General features: G+C 65.4%; 15 protein-coding genes. 5 read left to right on the forward strand and 10 right to left on the reverse strand.

Going from position 1 to position 14,707, the window contains the following annotated elements; translation table 11 throughout:
- Nucleotides 1–11 precede the first annotated feature (11 nt).
- From flgE to HV773_RS05135, 4 genes are all read right to left on the reverse strand, one after another.
- The gene (gene flgE, locus HV773_RS05120; protein ID WP_129563111.1) at nt 12–1,265 is read right to left on the reverse strand and encodes a flagellar hook protein FlgE; all 1,254 of its coding nucleotides are present in this window, start codon (nt 1,263–1,265) and stop codon (nt 12–14) included.
- A 31-nt stretch (nt 1,266–1,296) separates the two neighbouring features.
- Complete coding sequence (locus HV773_RS05125) at nt 1,297–1,953, reverse strand: flagellar hook assembly protein FlgD (RefSeq protein ID WP_129563416.1); 657 nt, start codon at nt 1,951–1,953, stop codon at nt 1,297–1,299.
- Between the two features lie 160 nt (nt 1,954–2,113).
- Nucleotides 2,114–2,539 carry a flagellar basal body rod protein FlgC gene (flgC, locus tag HV773_RS05130; protein ID WP_129563112.1) on the reverse strand — a complete coding sequence of 142 codons (426 nt, stop codon included), beginning with the start codon at nt 2,537–2,539 and terminating at the stop codon, nt 2,114–2,116.
- Between the two features lie 23 nt (nt 2,540–2,562).
- Nucleotides 2,563–3,090, reverse strand: a complete 528-nt coding sequence (locus HV773_RS05135; RefSeq protein WP_129563113.1) for a flagellar basal body protein — start codon at nt 3,088–3,090, stop codon at nt 2,563–2,565.
- Between the two features lie 227 nt (nt 3,091–3,317).
- Between HV773_RS05135 and flgA the strand changes: the two genes are divergently transcribed.
- The 3 genes from flgA (at nt 3,318) to HV773_RS05150 (ending at nt 5,734) form a co-directional block, all read left to right on the forward strand.
- Nucleotides 3,318–4,742, forward strand: coding sequence for a flagellar basal body P-ring formation chaperone FlgA (flgA, locus tag HV773_RS05140; protein ID WP_227875329.1), 1,425 nt, complete (start codon nt 3,318–3,320; stop codon nt 4,740–4,742).
- Nucleotides 4,743–4,886: 144 nt separating this feature from the next.
- Complete coding sequence (gene flgM, locus HV773_RS05145; RefSeq protein WP_129563114.1) at nt 4,887–5,237, forward strand: flagellar biosynthesis anti-sigma factor FlgM; 351 nt, start codon at nt 4,887–4,889, stop codon at nt 5,235–5,237.
- Nucleotides 5,238–5,287: 50 nt separating this feature from the next.
- Nucleotides 5,288–5,734 carry a flagella synthesis protein FlgN gene (locus HV773_RS05150; RefSeq protein ID WP_129563115.1) on the forward strand — a complete coding sequence of 149 codons (447 nt, stop codon included), beginning with the start codon at nt 5,288–5,290 and terminating at the stop codon, nt 5,732–5,734.
- Between the two features lie 129 nt (nt 5,735–5,863).
- On the opposite strand, the gene HV773_RS05155 is transcribed toward HV773_RS05150, so the two are convergent.
- From HV773_RS05155 to flhF, 6 genes are all read right to left on the reverse strand, one after another.
- Nucleotides 5,864–7,792, reverse strand: coding sequence for a putative Ig domain-containing protein (locus tag HV773_RS05155; protein WP_129563116.1), 1,929 nt, complete (start codon nt 7,790–7,792; stop codon nt 5,864–5,866).
- 277 nt (nt 7,793–8,069) lie between these two features.
- Nucleotides 8,070–9,632, reverse strand: a complete 1,563-nt coding sequence (locus HV773_RS05160; protein WP_129563117.1) for a caspase family protein — start codon at nt 9,630–9,632, stop codon at nt 8,070–8,072.
- Between the two features lie 147 nt (nt 9,633–9,779).
- Nucleotides 9,780–9,935 (reverse strand): hypothetical protein, encoded by a 156-nt coding sequence (locus HV773_RS05165; protein WP_227875330.1) that lies wholly within the window; start codon nt 9,933–9,935, stop codon nt 9,780–9,782.
- 103 nt (nt 9,936–10,038) lie between these two features.
- Nucleotides 10,039–10,770 carry an RNA polymerase sigma factor FliA gene (locus HV773_RS05170; protein ID WP_129563118.1) on the reverse strand — a complete coding sequence of 244 codons (732 nt, stop codon included), beginning with the start codon at nt 10,768–10,770 and terminating at the stop codon, nt 10,039–10,041.
- 22 nt (nt 10,771–10,792) lie between these two features.
- Nucleotides 10,793–11,767, reverse strand: a complete 975-nt coding sequence (locus tag HV773_RS05175; protein ID WP_227875331.1) for a MinD/ParA family ATP-binding protein — start codon at nt 11,765–11,767, stop codon at nt 10,793–10,795.
- Complete coding sequence (flhF, locus tag HV773_RS05180; protein ID WP_129563119.1) at nt 11,760–13,721, reverse strand: flagellar biosynthesis GTPase FlhF; 1,962 nt, start codon at nt 13,719–13,721, stop codon at nt 11,760–11,762. Before flhF ends, HV773_RS05175 begins: the two co-directional genes overlap by 8 nt.
- Nucleotides 13,722–14,073: 352 nt before the next feature.
- Here flhF and HV773_RS05185 point away from each other — a divergent pair, with 352 nt between their 5' ends.
- Complete coding sequence (locus tag HV773_RS05185; RefSeq protein ID WP_129563120.1) at nt 14,074–14,316, forward strand: type II toxin-antitoxin system Phd/YefM family antitoxin; 243 nt, start codon at nt 14,074–14,076, stop codon at nt 14,314–14,316.
- Nucleotides 14,303–14,593, forward strand: a complete 291-nt coding sequence (locus HV773_RS05190) for a type II toxin-antitoxin system RelE family toxin (RefSeq protein ID WP_129563121.1) — start codon at nt 14,303–14,305, stop codon at nt 14,591–14,593. The genes HV773_RS05185 and HV773_RS05190 overlap by 14 nt, the downstream gene beginning before the upstream one ends.
- Nucleotides 14,594–14,707: the final 114 nt, after the last annotated feature.

Consider the following 14,707-nt stretch of genomic DNA (forward strand, 5'->3'; position numbering starts at 1 on the left):
AGAGCGTGTGCTTACATCTGCAGCAGCGTCTGGTCGACGGTCTGCTGCGTCTTGATGGTCTGCGCGTTCGCCTGGTAGTTGCGCTGCGCCGTGATCAGGTCGACCAGCTGGTTCGTGAGGTCGACGTTCGACGACTCCACCGCGCCGCCCGTAAGCGTGCCGTGGTTGGTGCTGCCGGGCGTGGAGACCTGCGGCACGCCCGAGGCGGCCGTTTGCTGGAACTGGTTGCCGCCGAGGTTCAACAGCCCGTTCGGATTGTTGAAGTTGGCAAGCACGACCTGGCCGAGCGTCTTGGTCTGGCCGTTCGAGTAGTTGCCGGTGATGGTGCCGTCCGAGCCGATCGTGAAGTTCGACAGCGTGCCGCTCGCATAGCCGTCCTGCGCGAGGTTGTTCACGCCGTTGGCGCTGCCGTACTGCGTCGTGCCCGCGAAGTTCAGCGTGATCGCCTGGTTGGTCTTCGAGCCGTCGGTCGGGTTGATCGTGATGGGAATCTCGCCGAGCGTGGTGGGCGCGCCCGTCGAATCAGCCGTGCTCAGGAGCTTGCCGGCGTTGTCGAACGTCATCGTGCCCACGGCCGTGGACGGCACCGCGCCCGCCGCGCCCGAGTAGACGCTCCACTGCTGGTTGCCGCTCGCGTCGAGGCCGCCCTTCACGAAATACATGTTGATCTGCTGCGTGCCGCCCAGCGAGTCGTAGGCCGTGATCGACGTCGAGTAGTTGTAGGTGTTCGAGTTGGCAGCGTCGAACGGCGTCCCGGCGGGCGTAGTGGACTGCGCGTTGAGGTTCAGCTGCGCCGTGATGCTGGTCGTCGTGACCGGCGAGATATTGGTCGTCGGCACCTGGAGCGGCACCGTCTGCGCCGAGTTCACCACGCCGTTCGTGCCCGCGCCATAGCCCATCAACTGAAGGCCCGAGGCATCGGTGATATAGCCGTCCTTGTTGAGCTGGAACACGCCGTTGCGCGAGTACGTAACCGTGCCGTTGTTCGACATCTGGTAGAAGCCGTTGCCGTTGATGGCGACGTCGAGCGCCTGGCCAGTCGTGGTGATCGTGCCTTGCGAGAAGTTCTGCTGCACTTGCGAAAGCGCCGCGCCCAGGCCGATCTGCGTGTTGACCGCCGTGGCGACGGTGTTCGCGTAGACATCGGCGAACTGCGCGGTGCTCTGCTTGAAGCCCACCGTGTTCGCGTTGGCGATGTTGTTGCCGATGACGTCGAGGTCGTTCGACGCTGCGGCGAGGCCGCTCAATCCTTGCTGGTAGCCCATGAGTATCGACTCCGCTTATGTCTTGTCTGGTTCAGAGAATGCCGGCCACGCCCGAGAGCGAAACCGTCTTGCCGTTGGCGAGCGAGAGGCCCGCGCCGCCGTCCGATTGCTGGATCACGCCCTGCACCTTGCTCGCGACGAGCGCCGTGGCGGTGGCGGCCTGGCCGTTGACGATCGCGCTCGCGCTCACGGTGTAGTTGCCGTCGGCCACCGCGTTGCCCGCCGCATCGGTACCGTTCCAGGTGATGGGCACGGTGCCCGCCGACTGCGCGCCGAGATCGAGCGTGTTGACGACCTGGCCCGCCGAGTTGGTGATCGTGAGCTTCACGTCCGAGGCCGCCGAGGGCAGCGTCACACCCAGTTGCGGCGCCGCGCCGCTCGTCACCGTCATGCTGTTGCCGGGCGCGAGCACGGTCGAGCCGATCAGCAGCGCGGCCTGTGCGTTCTGCCCCGCCGAAAGCTGCGTCGACAGCGACGAGAGCGACGTGTTGAGCTGCTGGATGCCCGTGACCGTGTTGATCTGGGCAAGCTGCGAGGTCATCTGCGAGCTGTCCATCGGATTGGTCGGATCCTGGTTCTGCAACTGCGTGACGAGCAATTGCAGGAAGGTGTTCTGCAAGTCGGTGCCGCTCGTGCTGCCCGTGCCGCTGGTCGAGGATGCGCCCGACGCAGCCGCCGTGGGATTCATGGTGTCGAGCAGTTGCTGCGACACGGTGGCGGTGCTGCCGCCGATGGTGGTGTTGCTGGAGGTCAACGTGGTCTCCGCTCGATGTTTCGGTGTGGTTCGGTGTGCCCTGGGCCCGGATTTCTGCTCAGGTCTCGGCTCAGGTGCCAGCTCAGGTCTCGGCTCAGGTGCCGATGGTCAGGGTCTTGAGCATCAGCGTCTTCGCGGTGTTCAGCGTCTCGATGTTGGCCTGATACGAGCGCGAGGCCGAAATCATGTTCACCATCTCCTGCACCGGGTCCACGTTCGGCATCGAGACGTAGCCGTTGGCGTCCGCTGCGGGGTTGTCGGGCTCGTAGCTCTGCTTCATGGGCGTCGGGTCGTCGATCACGCCGGTCACCTTCACGCCGCCCACCTGCTGGCCCGACGCGGTGCGCGCGCCGCCGAGCGGGTCGACCGCGAACACGACCTGCTTGGCCTTGTAGGGCTGGCCGTCGGGGCCGGTCGTGCTGTCGGCGTTGGCGAGATTGGACGCCGTCACGTTCAGACGCTGCGATTGCGCCGACATGGCGGAGCCCGCAACGCTGAAAATGTTCATCAGGGATGGCATGGTTTCGTTGTCCTTCAGTTCATTCAGTTCGAACCCGACTGGATCGCCGAGAGCATCGTCTTGATCTGTTGTGAAAGCACCGTCATGCCCGACTCGAAATGCAGCGCGTTATCGGCGAACTGCACGCGCTCGGTGTCGAGATCAACCGTGTTGCCGTCGAGCGCGGGCTGCGTCGGGTTGCGGTACATCACCGGGCTCGAGTAGGTGTCGGCCTGGCCGCCGGTCGGGATCAGCTTCGCGTTGCCGGCCATGTGGCCCGCCTCGGTCGCGGCCATCGACATGCCGCTCGTCACGCCCGCGGGCTGCGTCAGCGCGAGCGGCTGGAAGTTGCCGCTTGCGCCGCCCGCTCCACCCGAGGTGGCTACACCCGGCGTAGCCGCACCCGCTTGCTTGAGCGCGCCCGCAAGCGAGGCCGAGAAGTCGACGTCGCGCGCCCGGTAGCCCGGCGTGTCGGCGTTCGCGATGTTCGAGGACAGCAGCGCCTGGCGCGTCGCTCGCACATCGAGCGCTTCGCGGCCAAAGGCGAATTCGGCGTCGAGTTTGTCCAGCATCGGGCGTTCTCCGTGACTCGAATTGAGGGGCTGCATGAGCGCATGCATCGCGCATCCAGCAACGTGGCGAAGCGCACAGACTTTTGCGCATGGAGACGAATGTTAGGCGCGCCTGACAAGAACCAATCGGACGAATAGCCGGTAAAGGCCCCCTCTATTCGACGCAAGCACGCGAGGGCCGCCGCCTAGAATGCGAGGCGTGTCAATGCAATGAATGGAGAACGACGATGCCGCACACAGCCCTCTTTCGCGCGCGCCGCGAGGCTGCGGCGAGCCGCGCGCAGCGCCGTTCGGTCTCGCGTGCGTTCGCTGTGGTGGTTGCGGCGCTGGCCGTGAGCGGCGGCGCGCACGCACAAAGCGAAGCCGAAGCGGCAGGACAGCAGATCTATATTGCGGGCCCCGGCGACCGCGCAGGCTCGGACGCCGCGCGGATGAGCGCGATGCTCGCGCAGGGCGGCGGCGCGGGCTCGAGAGGGGCTGCGGCAAACGCCAACGCGAGCGCTAATGCTTACGCTCAGAACGCGGCCGTGCTCGCGCAAAGCCCGCGACAGGATCAGCAGCAGGATTTCGCGCAAGCGCAAAACCAGCCGGGCATGATCGCGATTCCGGGGCCGGGCGAACGCGGCCGCGCGGGCGATGCCGCAGCACCCGAGATCGTCACGATTCCCGCGCCGGGCACACCGGGCACCTCCGCCGCAGCCACGCCGCCCGCGCTGCGCCCCGCTCTCGCGCGCGCCGTGCAGCCGATGCGCGTGCCAGCGGCGAGTGTGTCTGCAAGCGCGTCTGCGAGCGCATCGGCGTACCCGACTGCCGCCATGAACGGCAACGCAGGCACGGGCGGATTGCAGCGCGTGAATGTCGTCAGGCCGTCTAGCGCAGTCGCTCCGGTCGTCGTCGAGACGGCCGCGCCGGCTGCCGCCGCAAGACTTTCCACCGTGCCGGTAACGCGTGCGCCGGCCGTGACCGCCGCCAATTCCGCGCCCGCCGCGAGCGCCATGGCATACGCCCAGACCGCGCAACTGCCGCCGGGCCAGGAAGACGGCGAACGCATCCGCGCCACCGTGGTCGCGTACCTCCAGCAGCAGGCCGCGGGCTTGCCGGGCAAGGTGAGCGTGAGCGTCGGGCCGGTGTTCCCGCGCGGCCTCGCCGCCTGCGCCGCGCTCGAGCCCTTCATGCCGCCAGGCGCGCGCACGTGGGGCCGCACGACCGTGGGCGTGCGCTGCGTCGGCGCGAAACCGTGGACGCTCTATGTGGTGGGACGCGTGGCCGTCGACATCACCTATTACGTGGCCGCGCGCCAGATCGACGCGGGCCAGATGCTCTCCAGCGCCGACTTCATGCCGCGCGAAGGCGACCTCGCGAGCCTGCCGCAAACCATCATCACGGATCCGACGCAAGCCAACGGCGCGGTCGCGCTCGCGCGCATCACGGCGGGCTTGCCGCTGCGCACCGACATGCTGCGCAGTGCTTCATCGGTGGTGATCGGCCAGACGGTCAAGGTGGTCGCGGTGGGCTCGAATTTCACGATTTCCGCTGAAGGCAGCGTGCTCAACAACGCCGCGCCCGGCCAGATGGTGCGCGTGCGCACGGCCGGCGGGCAGATCATCAGCGGTGTCGTGAAAGACGCGGCAACGGTGCAGGTGCAAATTTAGGGCTCGATTCTCGATCCGAAGAAAAGGCGGGGCGGCGGCAATGTGGGCAAGGACACGTAACAGCATGTAACGGCAGGACTTTCGCGCTAAAGTTCGCGCGAAGCCTTGCCGTTATCAAGGCCATACGGATCAGGAAGCCCAATCGTGAAAATCGACAACTCCAACCGCAATGACGCGCGTTCGCTCCAGGATGGCCCGGCGCGCACGCAGCAAGGCGAATCCGCGAGCGCGCTGGGCGCGGGCGGCACGGCGTCCGGCGCCGCATCGAGCGCCATTGCATCGGGTACGAGCGGAGACACCAACGTGAGTCTTTCGTCGCTGTCCTCTTCGCTGCGTTCGCTCGCGGCAAGCGGCGCCGCCGACATCGACATGGGCCAGGTCCAGTCGATCAAGGACGCCATCAAGAATGGCACGCTGCAAATCGACGCCGGCAAGATCGCCGACGGCATTATCGAAACCGCGCGCGGCCTGCTCAAGCCGGCCTCGGGCGGCTAACCGCGCGGGAGTCTGGCCGTCCAGCAACCCGCATTTTCAGGTGGTCCCCGATGAAAGACGCGCTTCTCGCCACATTGATCGACGAACACGCCGCAGTTGAGGCGTTCGCCTCGCTGCTCGCCTTCGAGGAGAAGGCGCTCACGACGGCGGACGGCATCGATGTGCTGCCGCAGATCGTCGAAAAGAAGACGACGCTCACGCAGCGCATGGCGGGGCTCGAAAAGGCGCGTGACGCACAACTCGCGGGGCTCGGTCTGCCGGCTGGACGCAAGGGCATCGAGATGGCCTGCGACGGCGACTCGCGGCTCGCGGGCCAGTGGGCGCTGCTCAAGGGCTCGACCGAACGCGCGCGCCGACAGAACCTCACGATCGGCATGATGGTTCGCACTCGCATGGAACATAACCGCCGGGCGCTCGCGATTTTGCGGGGAGAAACCGGCAACGGCACGTCGATGTTGTACGGGCCGGATGGACGCCTGCCGGCGTTCGGGCTGTAGCTGGCCCGTTTCCACGCGGCCGGCGGCTGCGTGGGGAATTGAAAAGCCGAAGCGCGGGGGCTTCGGCTTTTTTGTTTTTTGGGCGAACTGTCTAGCGGCAATCGTTACCGGAACGCCCGGGACGCCGTATCAGTGAAACAGCTCGGCATGAGCGAATATTCCGCGACCGACTCCCCCGGCTATGAGCACGCTGCCGTCAGTTAGCAGCGTGGCCGTATGCTGCTCGCGCGCCAGGCTCATGCTGGCTGTCTGCGTCCAGGTGCCCGTGGTGGGATCGTAAAGCTCGGCCGCATAGAGATCGGTCCCGGCTGCCAGCCCGCCAGCGGCCAGCACCCGGCCGTTTGGCAGCAAGGTGGCCGTGAGGAAGTCGCGTGCATGGATCAGGCTGCCGGTCTGCGTCCAGGTCCCCGTAGCGGGGTTGTACCGTTCGGCTGACGACAGCTCGATGTTCCCGTCCGTTCCGGCTATGGCCAGCACCGTGCCGTCGGGCAGCAACACGGCGGCGAAATCGGTGCGCACCTGACTCAGGCTAGCCGTGGGTGACCAGGTGCCCGTTGCTGGGTTGTAGAGTTCCGCCGAAGCGAGGATGCCCGAATCGCCCGTCCCGCCCACGACGAGGACGAGGCCGTTGTTCAGCAGCGTGGCAGTATGGGAAAAACGCGCTTGCGTCATGGCGCCTGTTGGCGACCAGTTTCCCGTCGCCGGGTTGTACAGTTCGGCCGACGACAGCGCTCCCGACTTGCCCTCGCCGCCCGCCACGAGCACGAGGCCGTTGGGCAACAGCGTGGCCGTGTGTGAATCACGCGCATCGCTCATGCTGCCGGTGGACGACCAGCTAGCCGAGGCCGGGTCGTACAACTCCGCCGACGACTGCTCACTGCCCGCGCCCGTTTTGAATCCCCCCGCCACGAGCACGCGGCCATTGGAGAGCAGCGTGGCCGAGTGGGATTGCCGCGCCTGACCCAGGCTGCCCGTCGATGTCCAGGTGTTGGCAACCGGATCGTACAGTTCGGCGGAGGCAGTGACCTGCTTTCTCACTCCGCCAGCGACGAGAACCTGGCCGTTGGGCAACAGTGTGGCCGTGTGCCGGAACCGTGCCTGATTCATTGAGTCAGCCGGTGTCCACTCTCCGGTTGCCGGGGCGTCGACGCCGATGACGATCTGCGTCGTCACGCTGCCCGCGCTGTTGCTGCCGGTAACCGTATAGGTCGTCGGTGGCTGCGCCTTGGTTGGCGTACCGCTGATCTCGCCCGTCTGCGTATTCAGGCTCATTCCGTCAGGTAGCGCGGGCGACACGGAGAAGACGGTGATTTCATCGCCAGTGGACAGCGGCTCGTCGTATGAGATCGGCTGGTCCACAACTTCGACGGGAGCCGGATCCGAATAACCGAGACTCAACGGTGGCTGAGTCACAGCGTGTACCTCGATCGTGAGCTGAATCTCGACGGAATCGACGCTGTTGCTGCCGGTTACCGTGTAGACGGCCGAGGGGCTAACTGTCAGGGGAGTGCCGGAAATGACGCCGGTTTGCGGATTGAACAGAAGCCCAGCAGGCAAGCCCGGCGAGATGCTGTACAGGGTGATTTCTCCGCCAGTGGCAATCGGTGTGTTGGCAATGATCGGTGCGTTGGTCGTATAGATCACAGAGGTGTTCAAGTAGCTCAGGCTTTCCGGGGCGACCGCCTCGGGCTTGACCTCGATCTCGACCCGGACGGACTCGCTACCCGCCGCATTGCCGGCGTTGATCGTATAAATGGTGTCAGGAGAGACGCCGTTTGGCGTGCCGCTGATCGCGCAGGTCTGAGGATCGAGCGATAGCCCCGCGGGCAGAGGCGGCGACACGCTGCACTGTGTGATGGGGCCGCCGCCGCTACTACTGAGCGTATTAGGAATGATTTCAGTGCCTTGCGCATAGACCACGGCAACATCGCGTTCGGTCAACCCGGCCGGCGCCACCAATGCCGTGCCGTTGCTGTTCCCGTTGCCGCTCCCTTGGCAACCCGCGGCCAGCATCACGGCGAGCAGAAGCACGCAGTTCACGGCGCGTCTGAGATGCATGGATTCGACCCTCGCTCAGTCTTATCAGCTTAGGTCGCGTAGCAAAAAAGTCAGCCAAAAACTCGGTTCCGTTGGCTACGTCGGAGACTCAGAGCGGGCCCTGTGGTCAGGAAACATGCCGGCCAATCCCCGGAGTGGACAGGGCATCCGCGTAGCGTCTGAATCGCGCCAGCCCCTCCAGTGAGAGATTGCCCCGGCCACCGAGATCGTTGCGGCACCTCTGATCAGCCTTGAGCAGTACCCGGCGTGCTCGCGTACACAATCCAAAAATATCGCTCTACCCCGGTACGAACGACAGCAGTTCTCGCCGCTCGTCCCTGGTGACTTTGCCGTTGTGCGCACGGTCGATTGTCTCGATCGCGATGAAGCGCGGCACCTTGTCCGGAGCCATCCAGTATCGACGCATCCGCTGCGCCGGGTGGTACAACCTCCAGCCGGTCACTTCCACGTGAAAGGCGTCATAGCGTCCGGCGGGCACATCGATCGCGTCCCGGCTCACGATCTTGCAGTCGAAGCTGACTGCGTCGTGCGTGCCGTTCGGCTGAACGACTCCGAAGCGCGTCCCCCATTCCTTGCCCACCGCATAGTCGCGCGGAAATACCTGATTGTCGTCGTAGCGCGCGCCCTCGATGCTGCGTAGCAGATTGCCGAGCTGATCGGTCATGAAAGCACCGTTGTTGAATTCGACCATGCCGTCGGAGATGCGCGTGACGGTCTGTGTGACTGCGCGCTCGTGACCATTGAGTCGATTCATCACCCTATACGTATAGCGGTCGCCGACGCGCATCACGCCCGCGTCGTAGCTGCCATGGCTGTACGGATTCGCGGGCGATGTCTGAATACGCACGCGCTCCTCGCCTCGCTCGGCGAGCACGCGGTCGAGCGCCGCCTGTGCGATTTCGCTGTAGTGACCGTTCGGGTGCGCCTTCAGGTAAGCGAAGATCGCCTGTGCCGTGCCCTGCTGTTGCGCCTCGTTCCAATCGTCGCGATCCTTTGCGAATTGCGCGTCCAGTTCGCTCTGCGTTGGCGTATGCATGTCGACGGGCGGGACGAAGTAAAAATCGTCTTCGAGCGATGTGCTTTCCCACGGTATCTGCCGGCCCTGCGAGCGCTGGCGAACCGATAGCCGGACGCGCTTGAACACGTCCTCGATTCGCGTGTCGGGGCGGCCAATTTCTTTCAGCAGATTCTCGGTATAGAGGCCGTTCATGCCATCGCCGTCCGATGCGACGTTGCCGGGCGCAGTCGCATAGGCGAGCAGCGTGCGCGGCGGCGCGTCCATCTGGCTCAAGCCCGCGCCGGTCTTGCCGGCCGAGCCGAATGGATTGTCGCGGCAGGCATCGAGGATCACGATGTTGGTCGAACTGTGCGCCCTGCCGAGGCCGTCGAGCAGCGTGCCGAGATCGACCGCCTGGCGCGCGAGGTCGTCTGCGTGAGACAACTTCATGTCTACCGGCAGCAGGTAATTGCGCCAATCGATCTGTATGCCGTGGCCCGCAAAATAGAACAGCGCGGTCGACTGCGCCGATGCGGCCTTGTCGCAGAACGCGCCGATGGCGTCGTCCATCTGCTGACGCGAACTATCGAGGCGCATGTCAACGGCAAAGCCTAGTGAGCGCAGCGCTGCTGCGAGTGCGCGAGCGTCGTTGCTGGGATTATTGAGCGGTGCGGGCGGATAAGCCGCGTTGCCTAGCACGAGCGCCATGCGCGGCGCGGCGGCGTGAGCGGCTTGAACGTGCAGAGCGTTCAGCCATGGGAGCGCGGCCAGGGCGGACAGCTTGCCGAGCGTGGCGCGCTTTTGTGAACGGAATGAGCGCCACGAAAGTCTGCATTTCCGCATTTGAATGCCTCACAGGGTAATGCGAGGAAACTGCGCGATCACTTATTCGATGTCTGTACGCAGCGCCGCATATGGCGATGACGTGGCGGGCGATTGCGGGTCGATAAGCCCGGTTCCCCACGAATCGGCAAAGGCTATAAAACCGATTCACCCTTGATCGACTTCCGGCCAAAGCCGTGGAAACAGAAATCGCAGGCTCTTCAGCGGCAGCGCAAAAGAAAACGCACCTCGTAGCGAAGGCGATTCCAGCAATCCAAAATCGAGCAGCGTGCGCGTGATCCGGCGCGCCAGCACGTCGCTCACATTGACGAAGCCACCCGAGCCGCTCTCGCGAAAAAAAAGCCGAAGCGCCCCCGCGCCCCGGCTTCCCCCCTCCCAGCACTGACCCCATCGGCCCAGCGCCGATTTAATTCTCCGTTCCCGCCCAGGACATCTCCCGCAGCCGCGCCCGCAACCGCGCCACCGCCTGGCTGTGCAACTGGCACACGCGCGACTCGCTCACTTCCAGCACCGCGCCAATCTCGCGCAGATTCAATCCACGCTCGTAATAAAGCGACATCAGCAGCTTCTCGCGTTCGGGCAGCCGCTCGATCGCCTCGACCAGCGCGCCGCGCAGGCTCTCGTCGAGCAGCGCCGAGAGCGGGTCCGAGTGATCGACGCGATAACGGTCGAGGAACGGCTCGTCGTCGGCGGAGCGGTCGAAGTCCTCGTAGTAGATGAGCTGGCTGCCGTGCAGATCCTGCAGCATGCTCTGGTACTCGTCGAGCGGCATCTGCAGATGCTCGGCAATCTCAGTCTCGCTCGCCGCGCGGCCAAGCCGCTGTTCCACCTTGTGCACCGCGCTCTCCACTTCGCGCGAGGTGCGCCGCAGGCTGCGCGGCAGCCAGTCGTTGCTGCGCAGCTCGTCGAGCATCGCGCCGCGAATGCGCTGGCTCGCGTAGGTCTCGAACTGCGCGCCCTGATCTTCCTTGTAACGATTCGCAGCGTCGAGCAAGCCGATCATGCCGGCCTGGATCAAGTCGTCGAGATCCACGCTCGCGGGCATTTTCGCCACGAGCTGGAGTCCCAGCCGCCGCACCAGCGGCGCGTATTTCGCGAGCACTTCTGCCTGCGAAATCTTTCCTTGAGCGTTATACATCTGGCTCTCCTTCCTGTTTCCGTCATGCATGCCGATGCGCGTGCACGGGCGAGTCCGCCCGCCATCCCGCATAAGCCGGCGCGCTCGCGGACGAAACGTCCGCGACGGATGAAACGAATGAATTCGCTGCTTGCTCCGGACTCGCCGGCACGCCCGCCGACGCCAACAGCGCGGGGCGCAGCGGCCAGTGCGGCAGTTCGGCTGCCACGTGGCGAAAATCGCGCGCGGCCGCCGTCGACGGAAACGCATCGACGATGCAGCGCGACAGTTGCAGCGCGCGCGGCATGTGCGGGTCGGCGGCCACGCTGCCCGCGCGCTCGAGCGAGACCGCGAGGTAGCGGCTCGCGACATCGGCGAGATTCTCGAGCGCGGCTTGCGCGTCGGCGGCGCTCGCCACGTGGTTCGCGAGCACGCGGAACTGGCCGATCGCATGCGCGAAATGCAGCCGCTTCATGCAGGCGTAGGCGTCGGTGATCGCCTGCGCGGCCACGCGCATCACGATCAGCACGTCGTGCGCATGCAAGGCGAGCGGCGAGAGCGCGCCTTCGGCGTCGAGCTGCGCGTCGATCAGCACGAAATCGGCGGGGCCGGCCAGCAGCTTGCTCAACGGCGCATCCAACTGCGCGCCCACGCACTGTTCGCGCGGCGCGGCCAGCACGCCGAAACCCAGCGCATGCCGAACTACCGCCTGGTCCAGCGCGATCTCGCCACGCATCACGGCCGCGAAGCTTCGCGTGAGGTTTCCTCCAATACCGCGCGCTTCGCTGCCCGCGCCGCGCATGCCACCGCCAAGCTGAGCGCTCACCGAACGCGGGCCAAGGCACTCGTCAATGACGAGCACGTCCTTGCCCAGCGCGGTCAACGCGGCCGCGAGATTGATCACCACGGTCGTGCGCCCCGGTGCGCCGTGGCCGCCCGTCACTGCGATCACGCGCGAGCCTTCGCGCGCAAGCAGCCGTCGCAGGCCTTCTGCCTGATCGATCACGAACTTATCCAAACCGGACCTCGGGAGCTTGCGTGGCCGAGCGCGTCGAGAGCGCGGAGAGCAGCGCGGGAATGTCGTCCTCGTGCGGCACGAACGGCGAGCGATCGCGCGGCACGCAGAACGCGCTGCGCACGAGAAAGCGGCGCGTGGCCACGTACAAGTTCTCGGGCACCTTCTGGCCCGTGGAGACGTAGTGCACCGGCAGCTTGTAGCGCAGGACCGTGTCGAGCGTGCTGCCGAGGTTGGTCGCCTCGTCGAGCTTGGTGAGGATGCAGCCCGCGAGCGGCGAGTTGTCCGGGCCATGCTGGTACGCCTGCACGACTTCGTTGAGCGTGTCGCCGTGGCTGGTCGCCGAAAGCAGCAGCAGACGCTGCACCGGGCGGCCCGTGCCGCACAGCATGGCGATCTGGTCGGTCACGGCGCGGTCGCGCTGGCTCATGCCGATCGTGTCGATCAGCACGATGTGCTTGTTCTTGAGTTCGGTGAGCGCGAGTTGCAGATCGGCGCCGTCACGCACCGCATGCACCGAGACGCCGAGGATCTTGCCGAAGATACGCAGTTGCTCGTGACCGCCGATACGGTAGCTGTCGGTCGTGAGCAGCGCGACCTTGCTCGCGCCGAAGCGCATCACGCAGCGCGCGGCGAGCTTTGCCGTGGTCGTGGTCTTGCCCACGCCAGTCGGGCCCATCAGCGCGAACACGCCGCCGTGCTCCATGAGCGCTTCTTCGTCTTCGAGCACCGGCAGGTTCGATTCGAGCACCGACTGAACCCACTCCATGCCGGCTTCTTCGGTCTCCACGCTGGGCAGGCGGTCGACCACCATCTTCACGAGCTGCGCCGAAAAGCCGGCCGCGAAAAGCTGCTTCGTGAGCGTGCCCTGCACCGGGCTGCGGCGCTGATGCTCGCCCCACAGCAGGCCCGCGAACTGCTCTTCCATCATGCCGCGCATGGAGGCGAGTTCGTGCATCACGGTTTCGTTGACGACCTGCTCGACGCGCGCGCGGATCGCTTCGCTCACCGTTTGCGCGGTGCTGGGCGTGGCGGGTTGCGCCGGGGTTTGTGCGGCGTGGGCCAGGTTAGCGGCGCCTGCTGCGACGGGCGCCGGGCCGGCCGCATCCGGGCTCTGGCCGATGCTGCGGGCAGCGCGGCGCGCCGCGACGTGTGCGGCCTGGCGCGCCCATTCGGGCGTGTTCGCGTCCACATCGGCGCGATGCACGGGGTCGGCGGCCACGCCGAGGCCTCTCGCCATGGCGGCGGCGGGTGTCATGCCGGACGGTTGGGTCTGATCCTGATTCGCTTGCTGGTTCGCGATGCGGCGCGCGTGGTCGATCAGCCAGGGGTTCGATTCGGCCATCGTGCGCGGCGCGGCCAAGGAATCGGCGGCGGGCTGTGTGGCTTGCATCGGTTGCGCGGCCGACGGCATCTTCGACTGCTGTGCCGCGTGGCCTGCCGCGGCTTCGGACGCTTCGGCGCTCAGCTTCGCCTGGGTGGCCTGGGCGAAGGAGACCGTGGTGTCGTCGCTGTCGTTGCTATCGTCGGCTTCGTCGTGTGCTGTGGTGTTCGCCCCGGCTGCGTTGCGCTCCGCGCCCACCTCCGGGCTCGCGCCGAACACCGACGAGAACACGTCGGGCATGCCGCCGCTTGCGTAGGGATTGCCAGCGGACGTCGCAACGCTCGCGGCAGGCTGTCCGCCGAAAGCCGTGCGCGACGGTTTCGCCGCGAAACTCGCGCCAGCCTGCGACTGAACGCTAGCGGATACAGCGCGGCCGAGAGGCGCCACGCCCAGGGGCGCTGCGCCGTCCGCCGGCGCGAGCGCCGCGAGGTCGCTATCCGCGAGTGCGACGATCTCGACGCTGCCGTCGTCGAGCGTGCGATTCGACAACACGACGGCGTCCGCACCCAGCGCTTCGCGCACGAGGCGCAACGCGTCGCGGCTGGTGCCACCGATGAATTTGCGAATGTTCAAGCCAAGCCCCTGATTGAGGTGAGCGGCCTGTGCCGCCCGTCGTTTGCGTCTGGATTACCGCGGGCCTGGCGTTCTCGCACAAGCCCTTCTCCGATGTTGGAATTATTTCGAAGGTGCGCCCCCGACGATCGGTGGATCAGGGCGGGGAAAGGTGGGTAATTCGGGGGATGGGGGAAGGCCGGGAATCTGGTGTGCTTGAGTGCGGCTTTGCGCATCACCCACTGCAGGCGCTGATCATTGACCGGAACAAGACCAAATATGCGACTAACTATTTGACCTATAATTCGGTCTATTGATCGGTGTCAGCCTGTGCCGATCTCGTCCTGTTCGCAACACTTCGGGAATCTGGAAAATGGAAAGCATTCTGGCAAGAGTATCGATCGGTATTAGCGAGCTGAAAATGAACCCAATGGCAGCAATCGAAAAAGCCGACGGCCCCGTTGCAATCCTCAACCGGAACAAGCCGGTTGCCTATCTGGTCCCGGCCAGCGAATGGGAAGCGATCTGCGACCGTCTCGAAGATATCGAGTTGGCCGAAATCGTGAAATCCCGCGCTGGCGAAGAAGTCGTGAGCGTCAAGCTTGAAGACCTATGAGCTGAAGTTCCACAAATCCGCGCTTAAAGATTGGCAACACCTTGACTCCACAGTGCGTACGCAACTCCGCAAAAAGCTCGTAGAGCGGCTGATTGCGCCTCGCGTAGATTCGGCGCGTCTCAGTAGCATGCCGGATTGCTACAAGATCAAACTGGCAGCGTCAGGCTATCGTCTCGTCTATCAGGTGATTGACGGAGAGCTCGTTGTTCTTGTGATTGCGATCGGCAAGCGCGAGGCAGATCAAGCCTATCGCAAGGCACGCACTCGCCTGGATTAAACGAAGCGGTGAAACGAAGCGGTGAAACGGAAATGGCGAAAGATCGCCGTTTTAACTACCCGCCAGCAAAGGGGCACTGAGACCAGCGCGCTCGCAACCGGGCACGGACGGCTG

Source organism: Paraburkholderia caffeinitolerans, assembly GCF_902859945.1.
Lineage (GTDB): Bacteria > Pseudomonadota > Gammaproteobacteria > Burkholderiales > Burkholderiaceae > Paraburkholderia > Paraburkholderia caffeinitolerans.

Bases quoted from the DNA above. Each gene is read 5' to 3' on its own strand.
- flgC (WP_129563112.1), bottom strand. From the start codon at position 2,539: ATGCCATCCCTGATGAACATTTTCAGCGTTGCGGGCTCCGCCATGTCG.
- HV773_RS05185 (WP_129563120.1), top strand. From the start codon at position 14,074: ATGGAAAGCATTCTGGCAAGAGTATCGATCGGTATTAGCGAGCTGAAA.
- flgE (WP_129563111.1), bottom strand. From the start codon at position 1,265: ATGGGCTACCAGCAAGGATTGAGCGGCCTCGCCGCAGCGTCGAACGAC.
- HV773_RS05155 (WP_129563116.1), bottom strand. From the start codon at position 7,792: ATGCATCTCAGACGCGCCGTGAACTGCGTGCTTCTGCTCGCCGTGATG.
- flgA (WP_227875329.1), top strand. From the start codon at position 3,318: ATGCCGCACACAGCCCTCTTTCGCGCGCGCCGCGAGGCTGCGGCGAGC.
- HV773_RS05150 (WP_129563115.1), top strand. From the start codon at position 5,288: ATGAAAGACGCGCTTCTCGCCACATTGATCGACGAACACGCCGCAGTT.
- HV773_RS05170 (WP_129563118.1), bottom strand. From the start codon at position 10,770: ATGTATAACGCTCAAGGAAAGATTTCGCAGGCAGAAGTGCTCGCGAAA.
- HV773_RS05125 (WP_129563416.1), bottom strand. From the start codon at position 1,953: ATGAATCCCACGGCGGCTGCGTCGGGCGCATCCTCGACCAGCGGCACG.
- HV773_RS05160 (WP_129563117.1), bottom strand. From the start codon at position 9,632: ATGCGGAAATGCAGACTTTCGTGGCGCTCATTCCGTTCACAAAAGCGC.
- HV773_RS05135 (WP_129563113.1), bottom strand. From the start codon at position 3,090: ATGCTGGACAAACTCGACGCCGAATTCGCCTTTGGCCGCGAAGCGCTC.